The organism is Bradyrhizobium sp. USDA 4474, assembly GCF_054057515.1.
In genome coordinates this window covers 3,477,027-3,498,000 of the sequence record NZ_JBSRZJ010000002.1, presented here as the reverse complement: position 1 = coordinate 3,498,000, position 20,974 = coordinate 3,477,027, and the positions used below count along the sequence as shown (strand labels likewise).

Sequence of the window (20,974 nt, the reverse complement as noted above, 5' to 3'; positions counted from 1 at the left end):
ATGCGCCGATTCTTTCAAGCGAGTGAGGTACTCCAATGGCCGTTGGCAAGGTTTCTGACACCGATTTCGAAGCCGAAGTGCTCAAGGCGAACGGCCCGGTCGTCGTCGATTTCTGGGCCGAATGGTGCGGCCCCTGCCGCATGATCGCACCCGCGCTCGACGAGATCGCCGGCGCGATGGGCGACAAGGTCAAGATCGTGAAGCTCAACGTCGACGAGAGCCCGAAGACCGCGTCGAAATACGGCGTGATGTCGATCCCGACCCTGATGATCTTCAAGGGCGGCGAGATGGCCTCCCGCCAGGTCGGCGCCGCACCGAAGGCGAAGCTTCAACAGTGGATCACCTCGGCGGTCTGATCCACGCGGCGCGACGAAGTGTTCTGAACGGCCGGCTCATCGCCGGCCGTTTTGCTTTGCTCTACTCGATCCAGCCCGTCGCCAGCGCGTTCGCGAGCTCCGGCTGATTGTTGCTGCGTGCCAGCGCGGCCATCGTCTCGTGATCATAGGCGACGTTGCGGAACGTGACCTGCCAATTGCCATTCGTCAGCTCCAGAATCGCATAGCGCGCGTGCGGCGTGCCGGCCTCGACGACATGCGGAAACGGATGCGTGTCGCGATAGCCGGGGCTGCCGACACTGCCGGGATTGACGATCATGCGGCCATCGCGAAGCCTCACGGCGCGGGCGAGGTGCGTATGGGCGCAGAGGATCAGCGATTGCGTGATGCCTTGCGCGAACTGCTCGATCCGGCCCGGCGGCGATAGCGCGACCGTGCCGTCAGGGTGCACCGTCTCGAGCCAATAGACCTCATCATCCCCGGGCGTCGCGTGACAGAGAAAGACCTCGTCACGGAACACACGCGTCATCGGCTGCGCACGCAGCCAGTCGAGCTGCGTCGCATTGAGCTGCGCATGCGCTGGGCGATCCCAGGAGCCCATCTTCTCCGGTGGGCGATCGAGCAGATAGCGATCGTGATTGCCGAGCACATGCATGGTGTCGAGCGGCATCAGGATCTCGATGGTGCGCCGCGCGTCGAGCGGGCCGCTCAGCATGTCGCCGAGATTGACGATGTCGGAGATGCCGAGTGCGCGGATGTCTGATAGCACCGCCTCCAGCGCGAGATAGTTTCCGTGGACGTCGGCAATCGCGGCAAAGCGCATTGTTGCTCTCCCCCTCTCGTGCCCCTGATGCGGCGCAGCACGCAGTAATGCGCCGCAGAGCAGGGGCCCATGCGGCTTCCGGGTCCCGGCTCGCGCTTTGCGCGTCCGGGACACGCGAGTCATGCAGGAGGCGTGCCGTTGAGACCCAAAACGTGGCCGGCGAGATAGAGCGAGCCAGTTATGAGGATGCGCGGCGGCACCTCGTAGGCGAGCTTCGACAATGCGCGCAGTGCGGCCTCGATGCCGGGCGCGATCTCGACGCGCATGCCGAGGCTGCGCACGGCATCCGCAAGGCGGTCCACCGGCATCGCGTTTTCGGCATCCGGAATCGGCACGGCGATGATGTGACGGGTGAGACCTGCGAAATTGGCGAGAAACGCCTGCGCGTCCTTATTGGCCATCATGCCCGCGATCACGACCAGCGGTCGCGACACCCGCTCCTCGAGATCGCCGAGCGCGGCGGCTGCGACGCGGCCGCCTTCGGCATTGTGCCCACCATCGAGCCAGATTTCGCTGCCTTGCGGACCGAGAGCGAGCAGCTCACCGGAAGTGAGGCGCTGCATCCGCGCCGGCCATTCGGCGCCGACGATGCCGGCTTCGAAGGCAGCCTGATTGACCCGGAACGCCTTGACCGCGCGCAGCGTCGCGATCGCAAGGCCGGCATTGTCGAACTGATGGCGGCCGAACAAGCGCGGCGCGGCGAGATCCATCAGGCCATGCTCGTCTGAATAGACCAGACGCCCATGCTCGACATTGACGTGCCAGCTTTCGTTTGCGGTAAACAGCGGGGCTCGCATCTGCTTGGCCTGCGCCTCGATAACAGCCATCGCCTCTGGCGACTGCTCGGCGCAAATCACGGGCACGCCGCGCTTGATGATTGCGGCCTTCTCGGTGGCGATCGACGCCAGCGTGGCGCCGAGGAAATCCATGTGGTCCATGCTGACAGGCGTGATCACGCAGGCCGCAGGCATATCGACCACATTGGTCGAATCGAGCCGGCCGCCGAGGCCGACTTCGAGCAGAACCGCATCGGCAGGATTTTGCGCGAACAAGAGGAACGCCGCCGCGGTCTTGAGTTCGAACAGTGTCGCGGGCTCGCCGGCATTGACGCGCTCGACCTCTTCAAGCGCCGCGCGCAATTCATCGTCGGAGACGAGCACGCCGCCGCCGGCGCGGCCGAGCCGGAAACATTCGTTGATCCGGACCAGATAGGGCGAGGTGTAGGCGTGGACGCGCAGGCCAGCGGCCTCCAGCGTCGCGCGCAGATAGGCCACCGTCGAGCCCTTGCCGTTGGTGCCGGCGACATGGATCACCGGCGGCAGCTTGCGTTCGGGCTGGCTGAGCCGCTCGAGCAGGCGGTACATCCGCTCCAGCCCGAGATCAATGCGCTTGTGATGCAAGGCCGACAACCGCCCGATCACCTCATCGAGCGACTGCCTTGTGCTGTCCGAGGTCGCGTTCACGCGTGGGGCGCAGCCGGCGCCGTCTCAGCCGCCGAGACGCTCTGCGCGGGGCTGACGACAGGCTGCGTCGGCCTGGACGCGTTCTCATGCGCCGGCGCCCTGGTCAGCAGGCGGCAAAGTCGCGCCAGGGTCGGACGCAGTTCATGGCGATGCACGACCATGTCGACCATGCCGTGCTCTTTGAGATACTCGGCACGCTGGAAACCCTCGGGGAGCTTCTCGCGGATGGTCTGCTCGATCACGCGCGCGCCGGCAAAACCGATCAGCGCGCCGGGCTCGGCGATCTGCACGTCGCCCAGCATCGCATAGGACGCCGTGACGCCGCCCGTGGTCGGATTGGTCAGCACGACGATGTAGGGCTGCTTGGCTTCGCGCAGCATCTGCACGGCAACCGTGGTGCGCGGCATCTGCATCAGCGACAGGATGCCTTCCTGCATGCGCGCACCACCTGAGGCGGCGAACACGATGAAGGGCGACTTCTTCTCGACCGCAAGCTCGAGACCGCGCACGAGGGCCTCGCCTGCGGCCATGCCGAGCGAGCCGCCCATGAAATCGAAATCCTGCACGGCGACGACGACACCAGCGCCTTCGAGCTTGCCGTAGCCAACCTTGACCGCATCGTTCAGATTGGTGCGGGCACGCGCATCCTTGATGCGATCAACGTACTTCTTCTCGTCGCGAAATTTGAGCGGATCCGGCGTGACATCGGGCAAGGCCACGTCGAACCAGGTCTCGTTGTCGAAGATCGACTTCAGCCGCGCCACCGCGCCCATGCGCATGTGGTAGTTCGAGCCGGGGATGACGAACTGGTTGGCCTCGACGTCCTTGTAGAACACGAGCTGTCCGGAATCCGGGCACTTGATCCACAAATTCTCCGGCGTCTCCCGCCGCAGCATGTTGCGGATCTTCGGCCGCACCACATTGGTAAGCCAGTTCATGGTTTGCTCCGATGTGCTGACCCGCTGGGGGGCCGCCTGAAGAGATATATGGCGGCCGGGCTGCTACCCGGCAAGCCGCCGTGTCGTCCGCGTTAGAGCATGATCCGGAAAAGTGTGAAGCGGTTTTCCGACAAGATCATGCTCAACTAAAGAGCTAAAGCGGAATTATGGCCTATTCGGCCGCCTGTTTCGCAGCCCTCACGCCCTGGGCCAGGGCCGCCGTCAGCTCAGCCACCGCGTTAACGGTTTTGGCGGTCGCCCGCCCTTCCGCATCGAGACTGTTGTTGAGCGCATCGACCAGCGCGGTGCCGACCACCGAGCCATCGGCCTTCTCGGCAATGGCGCGCGCCGCCTCCGGCGTGCGGATACCAAAACCAACGCAGATCGGCAGCTTGGTATGCTGCTTGATGCGGGCGACGGCTTGGCCGACGGTATTCGAGTCCGCCGCCGCTGCACCAGTGATGCCGGCGATGGAGACGTAATAGACAAATCCCGATGTGTTCGCGAGCACCGCAGGCAGGCGCTTGTCGTCGGTGGTCGGGGTCGCCAATCGAATGAAGTTCAGCCCCGCCTTCAGCGCGGGAATGCAGAGCTCATCGTCTTCCTCAGGCGGCAAATCGACGATGATGAGGCCGTCAACGCCTGATGCGTTCGCATCAGCCAAAAACTTGTCGACGCCGTAAATGTAGATCGGATTGTAATACCCCATCAACACCAGCGGCGTGATGTTGTCCTCCTTGCGGAAGTCGCGCACGAGATCGAGCGTCTTCTTCAGCGTCATGCCGACCTTGAGCGCGCGAAGTCCGGCAGCCTGGATCGACGGACCATCCGCCATCGGATCGGTGAAGGGAATGCCGAGCTCGATGATTTCGGCGCCCGATTTCGAGAGCGCCTTGACGATCTCGAGCGACGTCGCGGGATCGGGATCGCCGGCCATCACATAGGTGACGAAGGCCGCGCGGCCCTGCTTTTTAAGCTCGGCGAAGCGGGTGTCGATACGCGTGGTCATGTTTTTCGCGGCCGCTGTGCTAATACCTCTCCCCGCCGGGGAGAGGTCGGCTGCGAAGCAGCCGGGTGAGGGGGATGGAAAGATTCAAGTCTAGAGCGCGAAGGCTCCGCGAGTCGCAGACGAGCGCGGAAGCAAAGCTTTGGCAGGCGCTCCGCAACCGGCAGCTCGCCCGGTGGAAGTTTCGCCGCCAGCATCCGGTCGACCGGTACGTCGTCGATCTCGCGGCCCTCGACGGAAAGCTCATCATTGAGGTCGACGGCGTAACGCATTCCAGCCCGTCCGAGATCGAGCGCGATGAAGCCGGGACCAAAGTGCTTGAGGCCTGCGGCTTCCTCGTCATTCGCGTCTCGAACACGGATGTGTACGAAAATATTGAGGGCGTCCTCGAGCTCATCCAGACATCGCGAAGGTTCGAATGAGCGGAAAGACCCCTCACCCGGCTGCTTCGCAGCCGACCTCTCCCCGACGGGGAGAGGTGAAGAAGGCGCGACACACTCCTCACTTGCTCTTGCCCTTCAGGATGTCGCCGACCTGGGGGACGTCCTTGTCGCCGCGGCCGGAGAGATTGACGACCATCAGGTGGTCTTTCGGCCGCTTCGGCGCGAGCTCCATCACCTTGGCAATGGCGTGGGCGGGCTCGAGCGCGGGAATGATGCCTTCGAGCTTCGAGAGCAGCTGGAATGCGGCGAGCGCTTCGTCATCGGTCGCGGAGAGATAATTGACGCGGCCGACCTCATGCAGCCAGGAATGCTCGGGGCCGATGCCGGGATAGTCGAGGCCGGCCGAGATCGAATGGGCGTCCTGGATCTGGCCGTCGGCATCCATCAGCAAATAGGTGCGGTTGCCATGGAGCACGCCGGGGCGGCCGCCCGCGATCGAGGCTGCATGCAGCTGCGTGAGCCCGTGGCCCGCGGCTTCGACGCCGAAGATCTCGACGGAGGGATCGTCGAGGAACGGGTGGAACAGGCCCATGGCGTTCGAGCCGCCGCCGATGCAGGCGACCAGCGAATCCGGCAGGCGGCCCTCGGTCTCCTGCATCTGCGTCTTGGTCTCGTTGCCGATGATCGACTGGAAGTCGCGGACCAGGGTCGGATAGGGATGCGGACCCGCCACCGTGCCGATGCAATAGAAGGTGTTGTGCACGTTGGTGACCCAGTCGCGCAGCGCCTCGTTCATCGCGTCCTTCAGCGTGCGCGTGCCCGACTGCACCGGGACCACCGTCGCGCCCAGCATCTCCATGCGGATGACGTTGGGCTGCTGCCGCTCGACGTCGACGGCGCCCATGTAGACGACGCATTCGAGACCGAAGCGCGCGCACAGCGTCGCAGTGGCGACACCGTGCTGGCCGGCGCCTGTTTCGGCGATGATGCGCTTCTTGCCCATGCGTCGCGCCAGCATGATCTGGCCGAGTACATTGTTCACCTTGTGCGAGCCGGTGTGGTTGAGCTCTTCGCGCTTGAGGTAAATCTTGGCGCCGCCGAGATGCTCGGTCAGGCGTTCGGCGAAATAGAGCGGCGAGGGCCGGCCGACATAGTTCTTGAGATAGCCGTTCATCTCGGCCTGGAACGCCGGGTCGGCCTTGGCCGCGGTGTAGGCCTTCTCCAGATCGAGGATCAGCGGCATCAGGGTTTCGGCGACGAAGCGTCCGCCGAAGATGCCGAAATGGCCGCGCTCGTCGGGGCCGCTGCGGTAGGAATTTGGTTTGGCGATGTTCATCGAACGCTCAACTCTTGGGTGGCGCGCGCGGCGCGAATGAAGGCCTTGATCAGCTCCGGATCCTTGACGCCCGGGGCGCTCTCGATGCCGGAGGACACGTCGACGCCGCCGGCGCGCGTGACGCGGACGGCTTCCGCAACGTTGTCGGCGTGAAGCCCGCCCGAAACCATGTAGGGCAGTTTCAGATCGAGATTTTCCAGCAGGTGCCAGTCGAAGGGGGCGCCCAATCCGCCGGGACGAGTTGCGTCTTTCGGCGCGCGCGCGTCGAACAGGAGACGGTCGGCGAGTGCGGCGTAGCCAGGCAGCACGGCGAGATCGGAGGCTGATGCGACCGGCACGGCCTTCATCACCGGACGGCCGAACCTCTGCTTGATGTCGCGCAGCCGCGCCACGCTCTCCTGCCCGTGAAGCTGGAAGATGTCGGGCGACAGCGCGTCCATGATGTTGTCGAGCGTGGCATCGTCGGCGTCGACGGTGAGCGCCACTTTGTGCGCGCGTCCCTTCACCTGGCGGCCGAGCTCACGCCCCGTCTCCAGCGATACATGCCGAGGCGACGGCGGAAAGAACACGAACCCCACCATGTCGGCACCCGCGTCGAGCGCCGTTTCGAGCGTCTCCGACGTGGACAGGCCGCAGATCTTGACGAGCAGGGACATGGTCTCAATGCAAATGGAGGCCGCAAATGGCGGCCAGGAAACGGGCTTTTCGGTTGGGGCCGCTTCTACAACGTCGCGCGCTGCTTGTCTCGCCCGACAGGCCCATAAAGGCCCATCCCGGAGGGTACCGGGAGACGCTGGGCCTCGGGCTTGGCCGGGGCCGCCTGGGCCCGCAGATCGGCCAGTTCGACCCGGGCAGCCCTGGCATCCGCCTCATGCCGGCGCGCAGCGCGCCGCCAGTGCCGCTGGCCGAACCAGACGGCACAGCCGCCGACGATGACACCCAAGGCAGCCACCACGATCAGGAGGAGGAACAACGGGATGGTGCGCGACAAGGCCGGATCAGCCGCCATGAAGGGATCAAACGAGACCGTGACGTCATGCCTGTTGGCGACTGCAAAGGTCACCAGGATCAGGGCCAGCGGAATCACGATCAGCGCGGTCAGGAACTTTCGCATCGCGAGCGCTCGTCTTGAATCAAGCTTGCTGCCGCATCTTGCGGCCATCAGGTAAAGCCCGGACGGCAGCGTTAGTCCGGGGCGCCCGGATCCGGATGGTCCCGGTTGAGGCGCTCGCGCATTTCCTTGCCGGTCTTGAAGAACGGAACGCTCTTCTGATCGACGGGGACATGGGCGCCGGTGCGTGGATTGCGGCCGGCGCGCGCGGGGCGGTGCTTGACCGAGAAAGCGCCGAAGCCGCGCAACTCGACGCGGTCGCCGCGCGCGAGTGCCGCTACGATCTCCTCGAGAATCGCATTCACAATGTTCTCGACATCCCGCTGGTACAGATGCGGGTTGTGCTCGGCGATACGCTGAACAAGTTCGGATTTGATCATCGAGAGATAGGACCCGGAAGCGTGCGGATGACCATTTCCGTGAAAATGCCTTGATCTGTCAAGTCGCTAAATGAACGCCCGGCGTCGTGAAAATGCGTGACAAATGCCGAAAAAGCAGGCTGCACGGCCACCCGCTGAACGGGAAAAAGGTCGCGAGCTCGCGCGGTTCCAAATTTTTCGGTCAGTTCGACGCGGCCGGCTGCCACAAAGCCAGCATTCCATCCAGCCCGGCGCGATCGACCGCCTGCGCAACGCCGGTTTGCTCGATCTGATGCGCAATCGCACTGAATCCAAGCGCTTCCAGCGTCACTGAGGCCGCCGCCTTGATGAAGGGCAGGTCGCCAAAGCGCGGCTCGAGCTTGTAGTCGCGCACGGAAAGACCCTTCTTGACGCCCTTCTGTTCCTCGAGCCAGGTCACCGCGGTTTTCTCGTCGCCGAGCTGATCGATCAGCTTGAGATCGATCGCCTGGCGGCCGGTGAAGACGCGGCCGTCGACCACTTTTTCGAGCTGCGTGTCATCCATGCCACGGCGCTGCTTCACCAGATCCTTGAACCAGGCATAGGAATCCTTCACCAGCGCATCCAGCGCGGCCCGGGCTTCCGGGCTGGTCGGCTCATATCCGTTGGGCGCGGCCTTCAGCGGCGTGGACTTCACCTCCTCGACCTTGACGCCGATCGTCTTCAACAGCTCGCTGAAATTGGGGAACTGGAACAGCACGCCGATCGAGCCCACCAGCGAGCTCTGCTGGGCGATGATGTGGTCGCTCGCGATCGCGGTGATGTAGCCGCCGGACGCGGCAAGGCCTTCGACCACGACGACCAGCGGCTTCTTCGCCTTCAGCCGCGTCAGCGAGTCGTAGAGCTGCTCGGAGCCGGCGGTGGTGCCGCCAGGCGAATTGACGTGAACGATGACGGCCGCGGCCTGCGAATTCTCCAGCCGCTCCAGCGCCCGCGTACGTTCGGCATCGCTGCGGATCAGGCCGTCGATCTGCACACGGGCGATGGCGCCAGCGGAGGCGAAGGTACCGCGCGCACCTGGCGTCGCGACCAGCGCAAAAGCCGCGACCGCAGCGATCGCGATCAGCGCGGCCACGACGCGCCAGAACGTCAGCTTGCGGCGAATCCTGCGGCGATCGACGATGATGTCCGAATCGAGCGACATCGAGATATCTCCAGGTGAAGGGACCGCTTGGGTCGTGCCGTCACGACGTGACCAACGCTCGTCTGGATACACCAATTGCGGCGCAATTTGAAGAAAACAAGGCCCCGCGCAGCCCCTTGCGAGCCGCAACAAAAAAGCCCCGGCGCAGGCCGGGGCTTTGATGTCGGCAAAACGTGCGTTTCGCTTACTTGTTGTCGCGGTTCTTGAGCGCGGTGCCCAGGATATCGCCGAGCGTAGCTCCGGAATCGGAGGAGCCGTACTGCGCGATGGCTTCCTTCTCTTCGGCGACTTCGAGCGCCTTGATCGACACCTGGACCTTGCGGGCCTTCTTGTCGAACTGGATCACGCGGGCATCGACCTTCTCGCCGACGGCAAAGCGTTCGGCGCGCTGGTCGTTGCGGTCACGCGCGAGCTCCGAGCGCTTGACGAAGGTGGTGAAATCGGTACCGGCGATCTTCACCTCGATACCGCTTTCCTTCACCTCGAGCACTTCGCAGGTCACGACCGCGCCCTTCTTGACATCGCCCGGCTCGGCGAAGGGGTCGCCTTCGAGCTGCTTGATGCCGAGCGAGATACGCTCCTTCTCGACGTCCACATCGAGCACCACGGCCTTCACCATGTCGCCCTTCTTGTAGTTGTCGATCACCTGCTCGCCCGGAAGCTTCCAGTCGAGGTCGGAGAGGTGGACCATGCCGTCGACGTCGCCCTCGAGGCCCAGGAACAGACCGAACTCGGTCTTGTTCTTGACTTCGCCCTCGACCACCGAACCGGTCGGGTGCCCTTCGACGAAGACCTCCCACGGGTTGCGCATGGTCTGCTTGAGGCCGAGCGAGATGCGGCGCTTGACGGAATCGACTTCCAGCACCTGCACGTCGACTTCCTGCGAGGTCGACACGATCTTGCCGGGGTGCATGTTCTTCTTGGTCCACGACATCTCGGAGACGTGGATCAGGCCTTCGATGCCCGGCTCGAGCTCAACGAACGCACCGTAGTCGGTGATGTTGGTGACACGGCCGGTGAAGCGGGCACCCAGCGGGTACTTGGCTTCGATGCCCTGCCACGGATCGTCCAGCAGCTGCTTCATGCCCAGCGAGATGCGGTGCGTCTCGTGGTTGATCTTGATGATCTTGACCTTCACGGTCTGGCCGATCGAGAGCACCTCGGTCGGGTGGTTGACGCGGCGCCACGCGATGTCGGTGACGTGCAGCAGGCCGTCGATGCCGCCGAGATCAACGAACGCACCGTAATCGGTGATGTTCTTGACCACGCCGTCGATGACCTGACCCTCTTCCAGATTCTGCACCAGCTCCTGACGCTGCTCGGCGCGGGTCTCTTCGAGAACCGTACGGCGGGAAACGACGATGTTGCCGCGGCGACGGTCCATCTTGAGGATCTGGAACGGCTGCGCGTTGTTCATCAGCGGCGCAACGTCGCGGATCGGACGGATGTCGACCTGCGAACGCGGCAGGAAGGCCACGGCACCGTCGAGGTCGACCGTGAAGCCGCCCTTGACCTGGTTGAAGATGACGCCCGTGACCTTCTCGTTGTTCTGGAAGGCCTTCTCCAGCTTGCCCCAGCTCTCTTCGCGGCGCGCCTTGTCGCGCGACAGCACGGCTTCGCCGAGCGCGTTTTCGATGCGGTCGAGGAACACTTCGACCTCGTCGCCAACCTTGATCTCGCTGTCACGGCCGGGGCCGGAAAATTCGCGCAGCGCAACGCGGCCTTCGGTCTTCAGGCCGACGTCGATGACGGCCATGTCCTTTTCAATTGCAACCACCTTGCCCTTGACGACGGAGCTCTCCTGCAGGTTGCCACCTGCGAAGGACTCGTCGAGCATCGCGGCGAAATCGTCACGCGACGGGCTATAGGTATCAGCGGAAGTCGAAGCCATTTGTTCTCCAGTTGCGGATGTCTTGCCGGCCGTTGGGTTCATGGGCGTATCGCGCGCGCAGTGTCGGAAGGTCCGCAAGACCTTCGAGCGACCGCTCGCTGCTCGATCTTGCGACCGAAACAGCGGAAGCGGGCCGGCTGGGCCCGCACGTTCGATACGTTGAAATCTGTCGTCCGGAACCTGGATCGCGTCGGCCCCAAAACAGGGACCGAGAGTATCGACCTTAAAGAGCGGGAGCGGGCACTTCCTCCAATGACGGCAGCGGCTTAACCCCGCAACCGGCCCGCTCGGACGGCCTCGATAATGTCGATGGCGGCCCGGACGCCGCCTTCTATATCCAGTTGGGAGTTATCTAGCAAGTAAGCATCCGCGGCCGGCTTCAAAGGCGCTATCGGCCGATTCTTGTCCCGTTCGTCGCGCTGAATGATGTCGGCGAGCACGGCCGCCTCATCCGCCTCCTCACCCCGCGCCTTGGCCTCCATGGTGCGGCGGCGGGCACGCACCTTGGGATCGGCCACGACGAAGATCTTCACGTCGGCATGGGGACAGATCACCGTTCCAATGTCCCGGCCATCAAGCACGGCGCCCGGCGGATCGGCGGCGAATTGCCGCTGGAAATTGAGCAGGACCTCGCGGACCCGTGGGATCGCCGAGACGATCGAAGCGCCCTCGCCGGCTGCTTGCGTCTTCAGCGCGGGATTGCCGAATTTTTCCGGGTCGAGTTCCAGCGCAGCCGCGACCGCCGCCGCCTCGTCCCGGAGATCCTGGCCGGACTGCATCAATTCGTACGCGACGGCGCGATAGATGACGCCGGTATCGAGATGACGATAGCCGTAATGATGGGCCAGGCGCTTGCCGAGCGTGCCCTTGCCCGAGGCCGCGGGTCCGTCGATGGCGATGATCATGAGAACTCGGCCCCAAGCGAACGCATCATCGGAATGAAATCCGGGAAGCTGGTGGCGATGAAGGCGGTGTCGTCGACCGTCACCGGCCGGTCGGAGGCGCAGCCCATCACCAGCGCGGACATCGCGATGCGATGGTCCATATGCGTGGCGACGGTGCCGCCACCAGGCACATGGCCGCGGCCTTCGACGATCAGATCGTCGCCGGAGATCGTCACCTTCACACCATTGACGCGAAGCATGTCGGCGGTGGCTTCGAGACGGTCGGATTCCTTGACGCGCAGCTCCTGCAGGCCGCGCATGATGGTCGTGCCTTCGGCAAAGGACGCCGCAACGGCCAGCACCAGATATTCGTCGATCATCGACGGCGCGCGCTCCGGCGGCACGTCGACGCCGCGCAGCTTCGAGGCGCGCACGCGCAAGCGCGCCATCGGCTCGCCGGCGTCGCCACGCACTTCGCTTTCCTCGATGGAGGCGCCCATTTCACGCAGCGTCGTGAAAAGGCCGGTCCGCAACGGATTGGTCATGACGTCTGAGAGGACGACATCTGAGCCTTCGACGATCAGCGCCGCGACGATGGGAAATGCCGCAGATGAGGGATCAGCCGGCACGATGACGGTGGCGCCATGCAGTTCGGGCTGACCCGCCAGCGTGATGCGCCGCCCGTGCTGGCCTTCCCGGACCGAGGTGATGTCAGCGCCAAAATGTTTCAGCATCAGTTCGGTGTGGTCGCGGCTGGCCTCGCTCTCGATCACGGTCGTGGTGCCCGGCGCGGCGAGGCCCGCCAGCAGCACCGCCGACTTGATCTGGGCCGAGGCAACCGGGGTCTTGTAGCTGATCGGCAACGGATCGCGCGCGCCCTGCACGGTCAGCGGCAGCCGGCCGCCCTCGCCGCCGGACACGACCCTGGCGCCCATCTTCTCGAGCGGATCGAGGATCCGGCGCATCGGTCGGCTGCGCAGCGAGGCATCGCCGTCGAACACGGCCGAGATCGGGCAGCCGGCGACGGCGCCCATGACCAACCGGCAGCCGGTGCCCGAATTGCCGAAATCTAGCGCTGCCTTGGGCTGGGCAAAGCCGCCGACACCGACGCCCTGGACCCTCCAGGCGAAATCGCCGGTGCGCTCGACCTTGGCGCCGAGGGCCTGCATGGATTTGGCGGTGTTGAGGACGTCCTCGCCCTCGAGCAGGCCGGTAATCCGGGTCTCGCCGACCGCGAGCGCGCCCAGGATCAGGGCACGGTGGGAGATCGACTTGTCCCCAGGCACCCGTACTTTTCCGGTCAGGGGACCGCTTGAGCGCGATTTGAGCGGCGCCAGCTTGTCGGAATGGGTCAAGATTGTGTCCTTGGATACGCCTGATAGCGGCTGCGGGCAGGTACCACATGCCCTCCCCGCCGTCACGAGCATGTCTTTCTCTCGTAATGCGCTATTGACAGCGGGCCGCCAACTAGCCAAGTGAAGCACCGCTTTTCAGACATTCCCAGGATTCCTCTGCCGTGGCCAAGTCCGAACTCGGAACCAAACGTATTTGCCCGACCACGGGCAAGAAGTTCTACGACCTGAACAAGAATCCGGTGATCTCGCCCTATACCGGCGAGGTGGTGCCGATCGCGCCCCTTGCGCCCGCCCGCGCCGGACGCGGCGCCGAGGCCCGCCACGCAGCCGCCGCGGACGCCACGCCGGAGCCGGCCGAGGTCGAAGAGGTCTCGCTCGAGGAGGCCGATGCCGAGGAGAACACCGGCAAGGTGAAGGCTGTCGTCCCCGAATCCGAGGACGATATCGAGGTCGACGATACGCTCGACGACGACGATGACGATGATTCGACCTTCATTGCCGACGAAGAAGAGGGCGATGAGGACGTGACCGACATCATTGGTGACGTCGGAGGTGATGAAGAGACTTGAGATCAGCCCTGATCTGTGAAAAAGGGTGCACCGCGCGAGTCGCTTGGACGGCTCGACGGCCGGGACGGATCCCCCCAGGATCGTCCCATCTGGACTAAAGGGGCCATAGCTCAGCTGGGAGAGCGCTTGCATGGCATGCAAGAGGTCGGCGGTTCGATCCCGCCTGGCTCCACCACGCTTCGCCCTTCGGGTTACGCGTGGCGCAGCCACGAGGAGCCTGAAGGGCGAAGACGGGCTGTTTCAGCTTCTATTTTCCTTGCGGCTCTGCTAGCCCCCTACTCCCCAATCACCGCATTCAACCGGTCCCTTAAGGCCACGATCTCGTCCTTCATCGCGACCAGTTCCGACACCGAGCAATCCGACGCCGCCAGGATCGACTGCGGCACGCTGCGCGCCTTGTCTTTCAGCGCATGGCCTTGCGGAGTCAGCGCGATGAGCACCTGACGCTCGTCCTCGCTGCTTCGCGTTCGCTTGACCAGATGGGCTGCTTCCAGCCGCTTCAAGAGCGGCGTCAGCGTGCCGGAATCCAGAAACAGCTTTTCACCGATGTCCTTGAGCGGGACGTCATCGCGCTCCCACAGCACCAGCATCACCAGATATTGCGGATAGGTCAGTCCGAGGCGGTCGAGCAGCGGCTTGTAGACGCGATTGAAGGCATGCGCGGCCGAATAGACCGCGAAGCAGATCTGGTTGTCGAGGCGTTGCGGATCGAGGGTCGATGATTTCCGGGCCATGCAGAATCTCGCGAGACTGACCCGCATTGTGGGGCCGGGCCGGCGGACATTCAATTGCAAACAATTAAATGTGAGGCATGCGAATATAGATTGCGCACTATCTAATTGTTTGCAATATACATCGCACGCCAACCCGAACATCCCAAGGAAGACGAAAATGTCCGTGAACGTGCTCTACAAGACCAGCGCAAAAGCCACCGGCGGCCGCGACGGCCATGCCGCGACCCTCGATGGCGCACTCGACGTCAAGCTCACCACGCCGAAGGAACTCGGCGGTGGCGGCGGCGCCGGCAACAATCCCGAGCAGCTGTTTGCGGCCGGCTATGCCGCCTGCTTCATCGGCGCGATGAAGTTTGTGTCGTCGCAGGGTGGCCCGAAGGTTCCCGCCGACGCCTCCGTGACCTCGACCGTCGGCATCGGCCCGCGCTCGGCCGGCGGCTTCGGCCTGGACATCGATCTGGCCGTCTCGCTGCCGGGCCTGTCCCGCGCGGACGCCGAGGCGCTGGTCGAGAAGGCGCATCAGGTGTGCCCGTATTCCAACGCGACGCGCGGCAATGTCGACGTCCGCCTGACGGTCGTCTGATCCGACGGTGGAATGGCTGGCCCGGGATCCCCGCGCGAGGTCCCTTGGGCCGGCCGCTTCCGCCCGTTTTTGCCGTGCCGCGGGATGCGGCGCGCGCGTGCATATCCCCCTCCGCAGCGAGGCATTGCTGGGGCGCACGAACCTCGCTAGGCCTGTGGCCAACATCGACACAGGGGATGTGAAGGCATGACTGAAGCCGTTTTGGGCGCAATGAGCGGACTGCGCGTCGTCGATCTCACGCGCGTGCTCGGCGGCCCCTACTGCACCCAGATCCTCGCCGACCATGGCGCCGACGTCATCAAGGTCGAGCCGCCCGCAGGCGACGAGGTGCGCGACTGGGGCCCTCCCTTCCACGAGGAGGACGCCGCTTATTTCGTCGGCATTAACAGAAACAAGCGCTCGATCGGCCTCGACCTCGCCTCCGAAGGTGGCCGCGTCGTGCTGCTCAGGATGCTGGAGACGGCCGACGTCCTGATCGAGAATTTCAAGCCGGGCACGCTGGAGAAATGGGGCATCGGCAACGATGTGCTCAGCCAGAAATTCCCGCGCCTCGTGCATTGCCGGATCTGCGGCTTCGGCGCCGACGGCCCGCGCGGCGGCAATCCCGGCTATGATGCCATCATCCAGGCCATGACCGGCATGATCGCCGCCACCGGCTCGCAAGAGAGCGGCCCGATGCGGATCGGCGTGCCCTTGGTCGACATCACCACCGGGCTCTATGCCGCAATCGGCATCCTGATGGCGCTGTCGGAGCGGCAGCGCTCGGGCAAAGGCCAGTTCCTGGAGACGACGCTGTACGAAACGGGCCTTGCCATCATGCATCCGCACACCGCGAATTATTTCATGCATGGCAAGCCGCCCTCGCTCACGGGCAACGAGCATCCCAACCTCGTGCCTTACGCGATCTTCCCGACCAAGACCGACGACATCTTCATCGGCGTCGGCAATGACGGCACGTTCCGCAAGCTCTGTAAGGAGATCGGCAAGGTGGAGCTCGGCACCGATCCGCGCTTCGCCCGCAACAAGGACCGCATCGCCAATCGCGAGGCGCTGCGCGCCGAGCTTGCCGCCGTGTTCAGCCAGCACGAGGCCGAGCCGCTGTGCAATCGCCTGCTCGCGGCCGGCCTGCCCGCGGGTCCCGTGCAGAGGATCGACCAGGCGTTGACCAACCCGCACACGATCGCGCGCGGCGATGTCATCGAGAAGGACTGGTACAAGGGCGTGGCTTCGCCGATCCGGCTCGATCGCAGCAAGCCGAGCCTGCGCCGCCTGCCGCCGAAATTCAGCGAGCACGCCCGGGAGGTGCTGGCCGAGTTCGGCTACTCAAAGGCAGAGATCGGCGCGATGGTCGAGAAGGGCACGGTCTGCGGGTCCGAGCGCAAGCGCTGAGTGGTGCGCTCCCTCTCCCGCGCGCGGGAGAGGGTCTCGCCGCAGCGGGACATTCCCTTGAGGAGAAAGCCCTCACCCAGCGCTTCGCACCGACCTCTCCCGCAAGCGGGAGAGGTTTTCGAGCTGCTCGATTTCGACTCACGTCATCCAATGCCGCAGTGCGGCGCATGCACGCATGTGCACTGCGAACGGAGGAGGCTGCCCATCCGCCTCTTCGCCTATTTGATGGCTTCCCTTCTGCAGCGCTTGCCGCTTTCGTTTCGGCCGCTTACACAGTCATGTGAACGTCATGTGGCGCTGCTAGCGCAAGCGCTTGTTTTTGACGCCTGAGGGAGGTTTTCTAGATGGCTCTTCGACATTTTGGAGCGGCTGCCGCATTTGCAGTCACGGTTGGCATGGGCGTCTCGCCGGCGCTTGCCGTCACTGAAATCCAGTGGTGGCACGCCATGACCGGCGCGAACAACGACGTCATCGTCAAGCTCGCCAATGACTTCAATGCATCGCAGAGCGACTACAAGGTCATCCCGACGTACAAGGGCAGCTACCCTGATACGATGAACGCCGGCATCGCGGCATTCCGCGCGGGCAACGCCCCGCACATCATGCAGGTGTTCGAAGTCGGCACCGCGACCATGATGGCTGCGACCGGTGCAGTGAAGCCGGTCTACAAGCTGATGGCCGACGCCGGCGAGAAATTCGATCCCAAGATCTACCTGCCGGCGATCACCGGCTACTACTCGACCTCGAAGGGCGAGATGCTGTCATTCCCCTTCAACTCGTCGTCGACAGTCATGTGGGTCAACCTGGACGAACTCAAGAAGGCCAATGTCGAGATCCCGAAGACCTGGCCTGAGACCTTCGAGGCGGCCAAGAAGCTGCACGACAACGGCCATCCGACCTGCGGGTTCTCGAACGCGTGGGTCACCTGGGTCAATCTCGAGCAGCTGTCGGCCTGGCACAACGTGCCGCTCGCCAGCAAGGCCAATGGCCTTGACGGCTTCGACACCGTGCTGAAGTTCAACGGGCCGGTCCAGATCAGGCATCTGGAGAAACTGATCGAGCTGCAGAAGGACAAGACCTATGACTATGCCGGGCGCACCAACACCGGCGAAGGCCGCTTCACCTCCGGCGAGTGCCCGATCTTCCTGAGCTCCTCGTCCTTGTTCGCCAACATCAAGGCGCAGGCCAAGTTCAACTTCACGGCCGCGCCGATGCCCTATTATCTCGACGTCAAGGACGCACCGCAGAACTCCATCATCGGCGGCGCTTCGCTCTGGATCATGGGCGGCAAATCGGCCGACGAATACAAGGGCGTGGCGAAATTCCTGACCTTCCTGTCGGACACCGATCGCCAGGTCTGGATACACAAGGCCTCGGGCTATCTCCCGATCACCAAGGCGGCCTATGAGAAGGCCAAGGCCGAAGGTTTCTACAAGGACCAGCCCTATCTCGAGACGCCGCTGCTCGAGCTGACCAACAAGGAGCCGACCGAGAACTCCCGCGGCCTGCGGCTCGGCAACATGGTGCAGCTTCGCGATGTCTGGGCGGAAGAGATCGAGCAGGCGCTCGCCGGCAAGAAGACCGCCAAGCAGGCGCTGGACGCCGCCGTCGAGCGCGGCAACACGATGCTGCGCCAGTTCGAAAAGACCGCCGTCAAGTGAGGCGATGAGTGGCGGGCCGGGACGCCGGCCTGCCACTCGGCTCAGATCATGCAAAAGCAAGCCATTTTCAAATCAAAGCTATTGCCCTACGTGCTGGTTGCCCCGCAACTCGCCGTCGTCCTGATTTTCTTCTATTGGCCGGCGCTGCAAGCGGTAATGCAGTCCTTCCTGCTGCAGGATGCCTTCGGTCTATCAACGAGCTTCGTCTGGTTCGATAATTACATCGAGCTGTTCAAGGACCCCGCCTATTTCGAGTCCATCGTCCGGACCTTCTTCTTCTCGTTCGCGATCGCGGTGTCGTCGCTGTCGTTTGCGCTGCTGCTCGCCGTCATGGCGGACAAGCCGCTGCGCGGTGTGATGCTCTACCGCACGCTGCTCATCTGGCCCTACGCGGTGGCGCCGCCGGTCGTCGGCGTGCTCTGGATCTTCATGCTGCATCCCTCGCTCGGCGTGATCTCGCGTTATCTGCGCGCCGCCGGGATTGACTGGAATCCGCTCCTCGACGGCAATCAGGCTGCGGCGCTAATCATCGTCGCCGCGGCCTGGAAGCAGATCTCCTATAATTTCCTGTTCTTCCTCGCCGGGCTGCAGGCCATCCCGAAGAGCGTGTTCGAGGCCGCCGCAATCGACGGTGCGCGCCCGATGCGGCGGTTCTGGACCGTGACATTTCCGCTGCTGTCGCCAACCATCTTCTTCCTGCTCGTCGTCAACATCGTCTACGCCTTCTTCGACACCTTCGGCATCATCGACACCATGACCCGCGGCGGCCCCGGCACGTCGACGGTGACGCTGGTCTACAAGGTCTACTCCGACGGCCTGCTCGGCGGAAATCTCGGCAGCTCGGCGGCCCAATCGGTGATCCTGATGATCCTGGTCATCGTGCTCACGGGAATCCAGTTCCGCTTCGTCGAACGCAAGGTGACCTACTGATGGTCGAGCAGGAGGGCTTTCGACGCTACGTCGCTCACGTCATCCTCTGGATCGGGATCGCGATCGTCGCATTCCCCGTGTACATCGCGATCGTCGCCTCGACCCAGGACAACGCGCTGATCGCCAACGGGCAGATGTCGCTGCTGCCCGGCGGCCATTTCTTCGAGGTGTACTACCAAACCATCTTCGTCGGCACGAGCGGCTCGACCCGCGAGCCCGTGGCCAACATGATGCTGAACTCGCTGATCATGGCGCTCCTGATCGCGGTCGGCAAGATCGCGATCTCGATCATCTCGGCCTATGCGATCGTCTATTTCCGCTTCCCGTTCCGGATGGCGATCTTCTGGATTATATTCATCACGCTGATGCTGCCGGTCGAGGTGCGTATCTATCCGACCTACAAGATCGTCGCGGACCTGCACATGCTCGACAGCTATGCGGGCCTCGCGCTGCCGCTGATCGCGTCGGCGACGGCGACGCTGCTGTTTCGCCAGTTCTTCATGACCGTGCCGGATGAATTGCTGGAGGCCTCGCGCATCGACGGCGCCGGACCGCTGCGCTTCTTCTGGGATACGCTGCTGCCGCTGTCGCGCACCAACATGGCGGCACTGTTCGTGATCCTCTTCATCCTCGGCTGGAACCAATATCTCTGGCCGCTGCTGATCACCACGCGCGACGACATGCAGACCATTCAGGTCGGCATTCGCAAGATGATCACCACCACCGATGCGCTGACCGAATGGCCGATCGTGATGGCGACCGCCGTGCTGGCCATGCTGCCGCCGGTGTTCGTCGTCGTCGCCATGCAGAAATTGTTCGTGCGCGGTCTGGTCGAGACGGAAAAGTGAGGAGGCGAGTGGTGAGTAGCGAATGGCGAATGGAAAGCCCTTTGAGCGCTCTCGCATACGCAACTTCCCTGTTCGCCACTCCCCATTCGCTATTCGCTGGAAAAACCCATGGCTAACGTCACCCTGCGCAACGTCCGCAAGACCTACACCGGCGGCTTCGAGGCGATCAAAGGCGTCAACGTCGAGGTCGGCGACGGCCAGTTCTGCGTGCTGGTCGGTCCCTCCGGCTGCGGCAAGTCGACGCTGCTCCGCATGGTCGCGGGGCTCGAGACCATCACCGGCGGCGAGATCGACATCGGTGGCCGTATCGTCAACCAGGTCGAGCCCGCCGACCGCGACATCGCGATGGTGTTCCAGAACTACGCGCTCTATCCGCACATGAGCGTGTTCAACAACATGGCTTACGGCCTGCGCAACCGCGGCATGAAGGAGGCCGAGGTCAAGGCTCGCGTCGAGGAAGCCGCGCGCGTGCTCGAGCTCGCACCGATGCTGGACCGCAAGCCGCGCCAGCTCTCCGGCGGCCAGCGCCAGCGCGTCGCCATGGGCCGCGCCATCGTGCGTCAGCCCAAAGTGTTCCTGTTCGACGAGCCGCTGTCGAACCTCGACGCCAAGCTGCGCATCGCGATGCGCGTCGAGATCCGCAAATTGCAGCGCCGGCTCAACACGACGTCGATCTACGTCACCCATGACCAGCTCGAGGCGATGACGCTCGCCGACGTTCTCGTCGTGATGAATGGCGGCCAGGTCGAGCAGGTCGGCAATCCCCTCGCGATCTACGAGAAGCCGGCCACGACCTTCGTCGCCTCGTTCATCGGCGCGCCGCCGATGAATCTGATGTCGGCGCGAGCGGACGAGATCAAGTCGCAGCTCGGCAATGCGGGGGACGCCGGCATTCTCGGCATCCGTCCCGAAGACTTCGTCATCACCGACCAGACACCATCAGGCGGCGTTGCGCTGCCGCTGGCGGTGGAAGCGATCGAGCGTGTCGGCGCCGAGACCTTCGTTTACGGCTCACGCGCGCAGGACGCGCAGCGCGTCGCCGCCACTCCGGGCGAACTGCCGCCCGGTGACATCATCGTCCGCATTCCCGGAACCGAGGCGCCCGCCATCGGCCAGAAGATCCGTGTCGCCGCAGTCCGCTCCAAGCTGCATTTGTTCAGCGGCGACGGGCGGAAGCGGATCGAGGCCTGACC

The 20,974-nt window shown here is 64.0% G+C and carries 22 protein-coding genes and 1 tRNA gene; 10 read left to right on the top strand and 13 right to left on the bottom strand.

Annotated features, from left to right (window positions below; translation table 11 throughout):
* Positions 1-35 precede the first annotated feature (35 nt).
* Positions 36-356 (top strand): thioredoxin, encoded by a 321-nt coding sequence (gene trxA, locus ACVW16_RS18460; RefSeq protein ID WP_007598398.1) that lies wholly within the window; start codon positions 36-38, stop codon positions 354-356.
* 61 nt (positions 357-417) lie between these two features.
* On the opposite strand, the gene ACVW16_RS18455 is transcribed toward trxA, so the two are convergent.
* From ACVW16_RS18455 to trpA, 4 genes are all read right to left on the bottom strand, one after another.
* A complete protein-coding gene (locus ACVW16_RS18455; protein ID WP_456700582.1) occupies positions 418-1,158 on the bottom strand; it encodes a metallophosphoesterase family protein in 741 nt (246 codons plus the stop codon).
* A gap of 119 nt (positions 1,159-1,277) precedes the next feature.
* Positions 1,278-2,621: a bifunctional folylpolyglutamate synthase/dihydrofolate synthase gene (locus ACVW16_RS18450; protein WP_456736760.1), complete on the bottom strand. Its 1,344-nt coding sequence runs from the start codon at positions 2,619-2,621 to the stop codon at positions 1,278-1,280.
* Positions 2,618-3,559, bottom strand: coding sequence for an acetyl-CoA carboxylase, carboxyltransferase subunit beta (accD, locus tag ACVW16_RS18445; protein WP_456700580.1), 942 nt, complete (start codon positions 3,557-3,559; stop codon positions 2,618-2,620). Before accD ends, ACVW16_RS18450 begins: the two co-directional genes overlap by 4 nt.
* A gap of 172 nt (positions 3,560-3,731) precedes the next feature.
* Positions 3,732-4,568, bottom strand: a complete 837-nt coding sequence (trpA, locus tag ACVW16_RS18440; protein WP_456700579.1) for a tryptophan synthase subunit alpha — start codon at positions 4,566-4,568, stop codon at positions 3,732-3,734.
* A gap of 74 nt (positions 4,569-4,642) precedes the next feature.
* Here trpA and ACVW16_RS18435 point away from each other — a divergent pair, with 74 nt between their 5' ends.
* Positions 4,643-4,987: an endonuclease domain-containing protein gene (locus ACVW16_RS18435; RefSeq protein ID WP_456700578.1), complete on the top strand. Its 345-nt coding sequence runs from the start codon at positions 4,643-4,645 to the stop codon at positions 4,985-4,987.
* 79 nt (positions 4,988-5,066) lie between these two features.
* Here ACVW16_RS18435 and trpB read toward each other — a convergent pair whose 3' ends face one another.
* The 8 genes from trpB to aroA form a co-directional block, all read right to left on the bottom strand.
* The gene (gene trpB / locus ACVW16_RS18430) at positions 5,067-6,284 is read right to left on the bottom strand and encodes a tryptophan synthase subunit beta (protein WP_456736761.1); all 1,218 of its coding nucleotides are present in this window, start codon (positions 6,282-6,284) and stop codon (positions 5,067-5,069) included.
* A complete protein-coding gene (locus ACVW16_RS18425; RefSeq protein WP_456700576.1) occupies positions 6,281-6,940 on the bottom strand; it encodes a phosphoribosylanthranilate isomerase in 660 nt (219 codons plus the stop codon). Before ACVW16_RS18425 ends, trpB begins: the two co-directional genes overlap by 4 nt.
* Positions 6,941-7,005: 65 nt before the next feature.
* Positions 7,006-7,398, bottom strand: a complete 393-nt coding sequence (locus ACVW16_RS18420; RefSeq protein WP_456700575.1) for a lipopolysaccharide assembly protein LapA domain-containing protein — start codon at positions 7,396-7,398, stop codon at positions 7,006-7,008.
* 71 nt (positions 7,399-7,469) lie between these two features.
* Complete coding sequence (locus ACVW16_RS18415; protein WP_007598410.1) at positions 7,470-7,775, bottom strand: integration host factor subunit beta; 306 nt, start codon at positions 7,773-7,775, stop codon at positions 7,470-7,472.
* Positions 7,776-7,956: 181 nt separating this feature from the next.
* Positions 7,957-8,937 carry a signal peptide peptidase SppA gene (gene sppA, locus ACVW16_RS18410; RefSeq protein ID WP_456736762.1) on the bottom strand — a complete coding sequence of 327 codons (981 nt, stop codon included), beginning with the start codon at positions 8,935-8,937 and terminating at the stop codon, positions 7,957-7,959.
* A gap of 184 nt (positions 8,938-9,121) precedes the next feature.
* Entirely contained in the window at positions 9,122-10,828 is a 1,707-nt protein-coding gene (rpsA, locus tag ACVW16_RS18405; RefSeq protein ID WP_456700574.1) for a 30S ribosomal protein S1, read from the bottom strand.
* Between the two features lie 266 nt (positions 10,829-11,094).
* Positions 11,095-11,733 carry a (d)CMP kinase gene (gene cmk / locus ACVW16_RS18400; protein WP_456736763.1) on the bottom strand — a complete coding sequence of 213 codons (639 nt, stop codon included), beginning with the start codon at positions 11,731-11,733 and terminating at the stop codon, positions 11,095-11,097.
* A complete protein-coding gene (aroA, locus tag ACVW16_RS18395) occupies positions 11,730-13,067 on the bottom strand; it encodes a 3-phosphoshikimate 1-carboxyvinyltransferase (protein WP_456736764.1) in 1,338 nt (445 codons plus the stop codon). Before aroA ends, cmk begins: the two co-directional genes overlap by 4 nt.
* A 161-nt stretch (positions 13,068-13,228) precedes the next feature.
* Between aroA and ACVW16_RS18390 the strand changes: the two genes are divergently transcribed.
* Positions 13,229-13,636: a TIGR02300 family protein gene (locus ACVW16_RS18390; RefSeq protein WP_456700571.1), complete on the top strand. Its 408-nt coding sequence runs from the start codon at positions 13,229-13,231 to the stop codon at positions 13,634-13,636.
* A 99-nt stretch (positions 13,637-13,735) separates the two neighbouring features.
* Positions 13,736-13,811 (top strand) — tRNA-Ala (locus tag ACVW16_RS18385).
* Between the two features lie 100 nt (positions 13,812-13,911).
* On the opposite strand, the gene ACVW16_RS18380 is transcribed toward ACVW16_RS18385, so the two are convergent.
* Positions 13,912-14,370 (bottom strand): MarR family winged helix-turn-helix transcriptional regulator, encoded by a 459-nt coding sequence (locus ACVW16_RS18380; protein ID WP_456736765.1) that lies wholly within the window; start codon positions 14,368-14,370, stop codon positions 13,912-13,914.
* Positions 14,371-14,527: 157 nt separating this feature from the next.
* On the opposite strand from ACVW16_RS18380, the gene ACVW16_RS18375 reads away from it, so the two are divergent.
* The 6 genes from ACVW16_RS18375 (at position 14,528) to ACVW16_RS18350 (ending at position 20,972) form a co-directional block, all read left to right on the top strand.
* Entirely contained in the window at positions 14,528-14,953 is a 426-nt protein-coding gene (locus ACVW16_RS18375) for an organic hydroperoxide resistance protein (RefSeq protein ID WP_027531600.1), read from the top strand.
* Between the two features lie 186 nt (positions 14,954-15,139).
* On the top strand, positions 15,140-16,342 hold the full coding sequence (locus ACVW16_RS18370; RefSeq protein WP_456700569.1) for a CaiB/BaiF CoA transferase family protein: 1,203 nt from the start codon (positions 15,140-15,142) through the stop codon (positions 16,340-16,342).
* Between the two features lie 344 nt (positions 16,343-16,686).
* On the top strand, positions 16,687-18,003 hold the full coding sequence (gene ugpB, locus ACVW16_RS18365) for a sn-glycerol-3-phosphate ABC transporter substrate-binding protein UgpB (protein ID WP_456802383.1): 1,317 nt from the start codon (positions 16,687-16,689) through the stop codon (positions 18,001-18,003).
* A gap of 48 nt (positions 18,004-18,051) precedes the next feature.
* Positions 18,052-18,933 carry a sn-glycerol-3-phosphate ABC transporter permease UgpA gene (gene ugpA, locus ACVW16_RS18360; RefSeq protein WP_456700567.1) on the top strand — a complete coding sequence of 294 codons (882 nt, stop codon included), beginning with the start codon at positions 18,052-18,054 and terminating at the stop codon, positions 18,931-18,933.
* Positions 18,933-19,781, top strand: coding sequence for a sn-glycerol-3-phosphate ABC transporter permease UgpE (ugpE, locus tag ACVW16_RS18355; RefSeq protein ID WP_456700566.1), 849 nt, complete (start codon positions 18,933-18,935; stop codon positions 19,779-19,781). Before ugpA ends, ugpE begins: the two co-directional genes overlap by 1 nt.
* A gap of 108 nt (positions 19,782-19,889) precedes the next feature.
* Complete coding sequence (locus ACVW16_RS18350) at positions 19,890-20,972, top strand: sn-glycerol-3-phosphate import ATP-binding protein UgpC (protein WP_456700565.1); 1,083 nt, start codon at positions 19,890-19,892, stop codon at positions 20,970-20,972.
* Positions 20,973-20,974 lie beyond the last annotated feature (2 nt).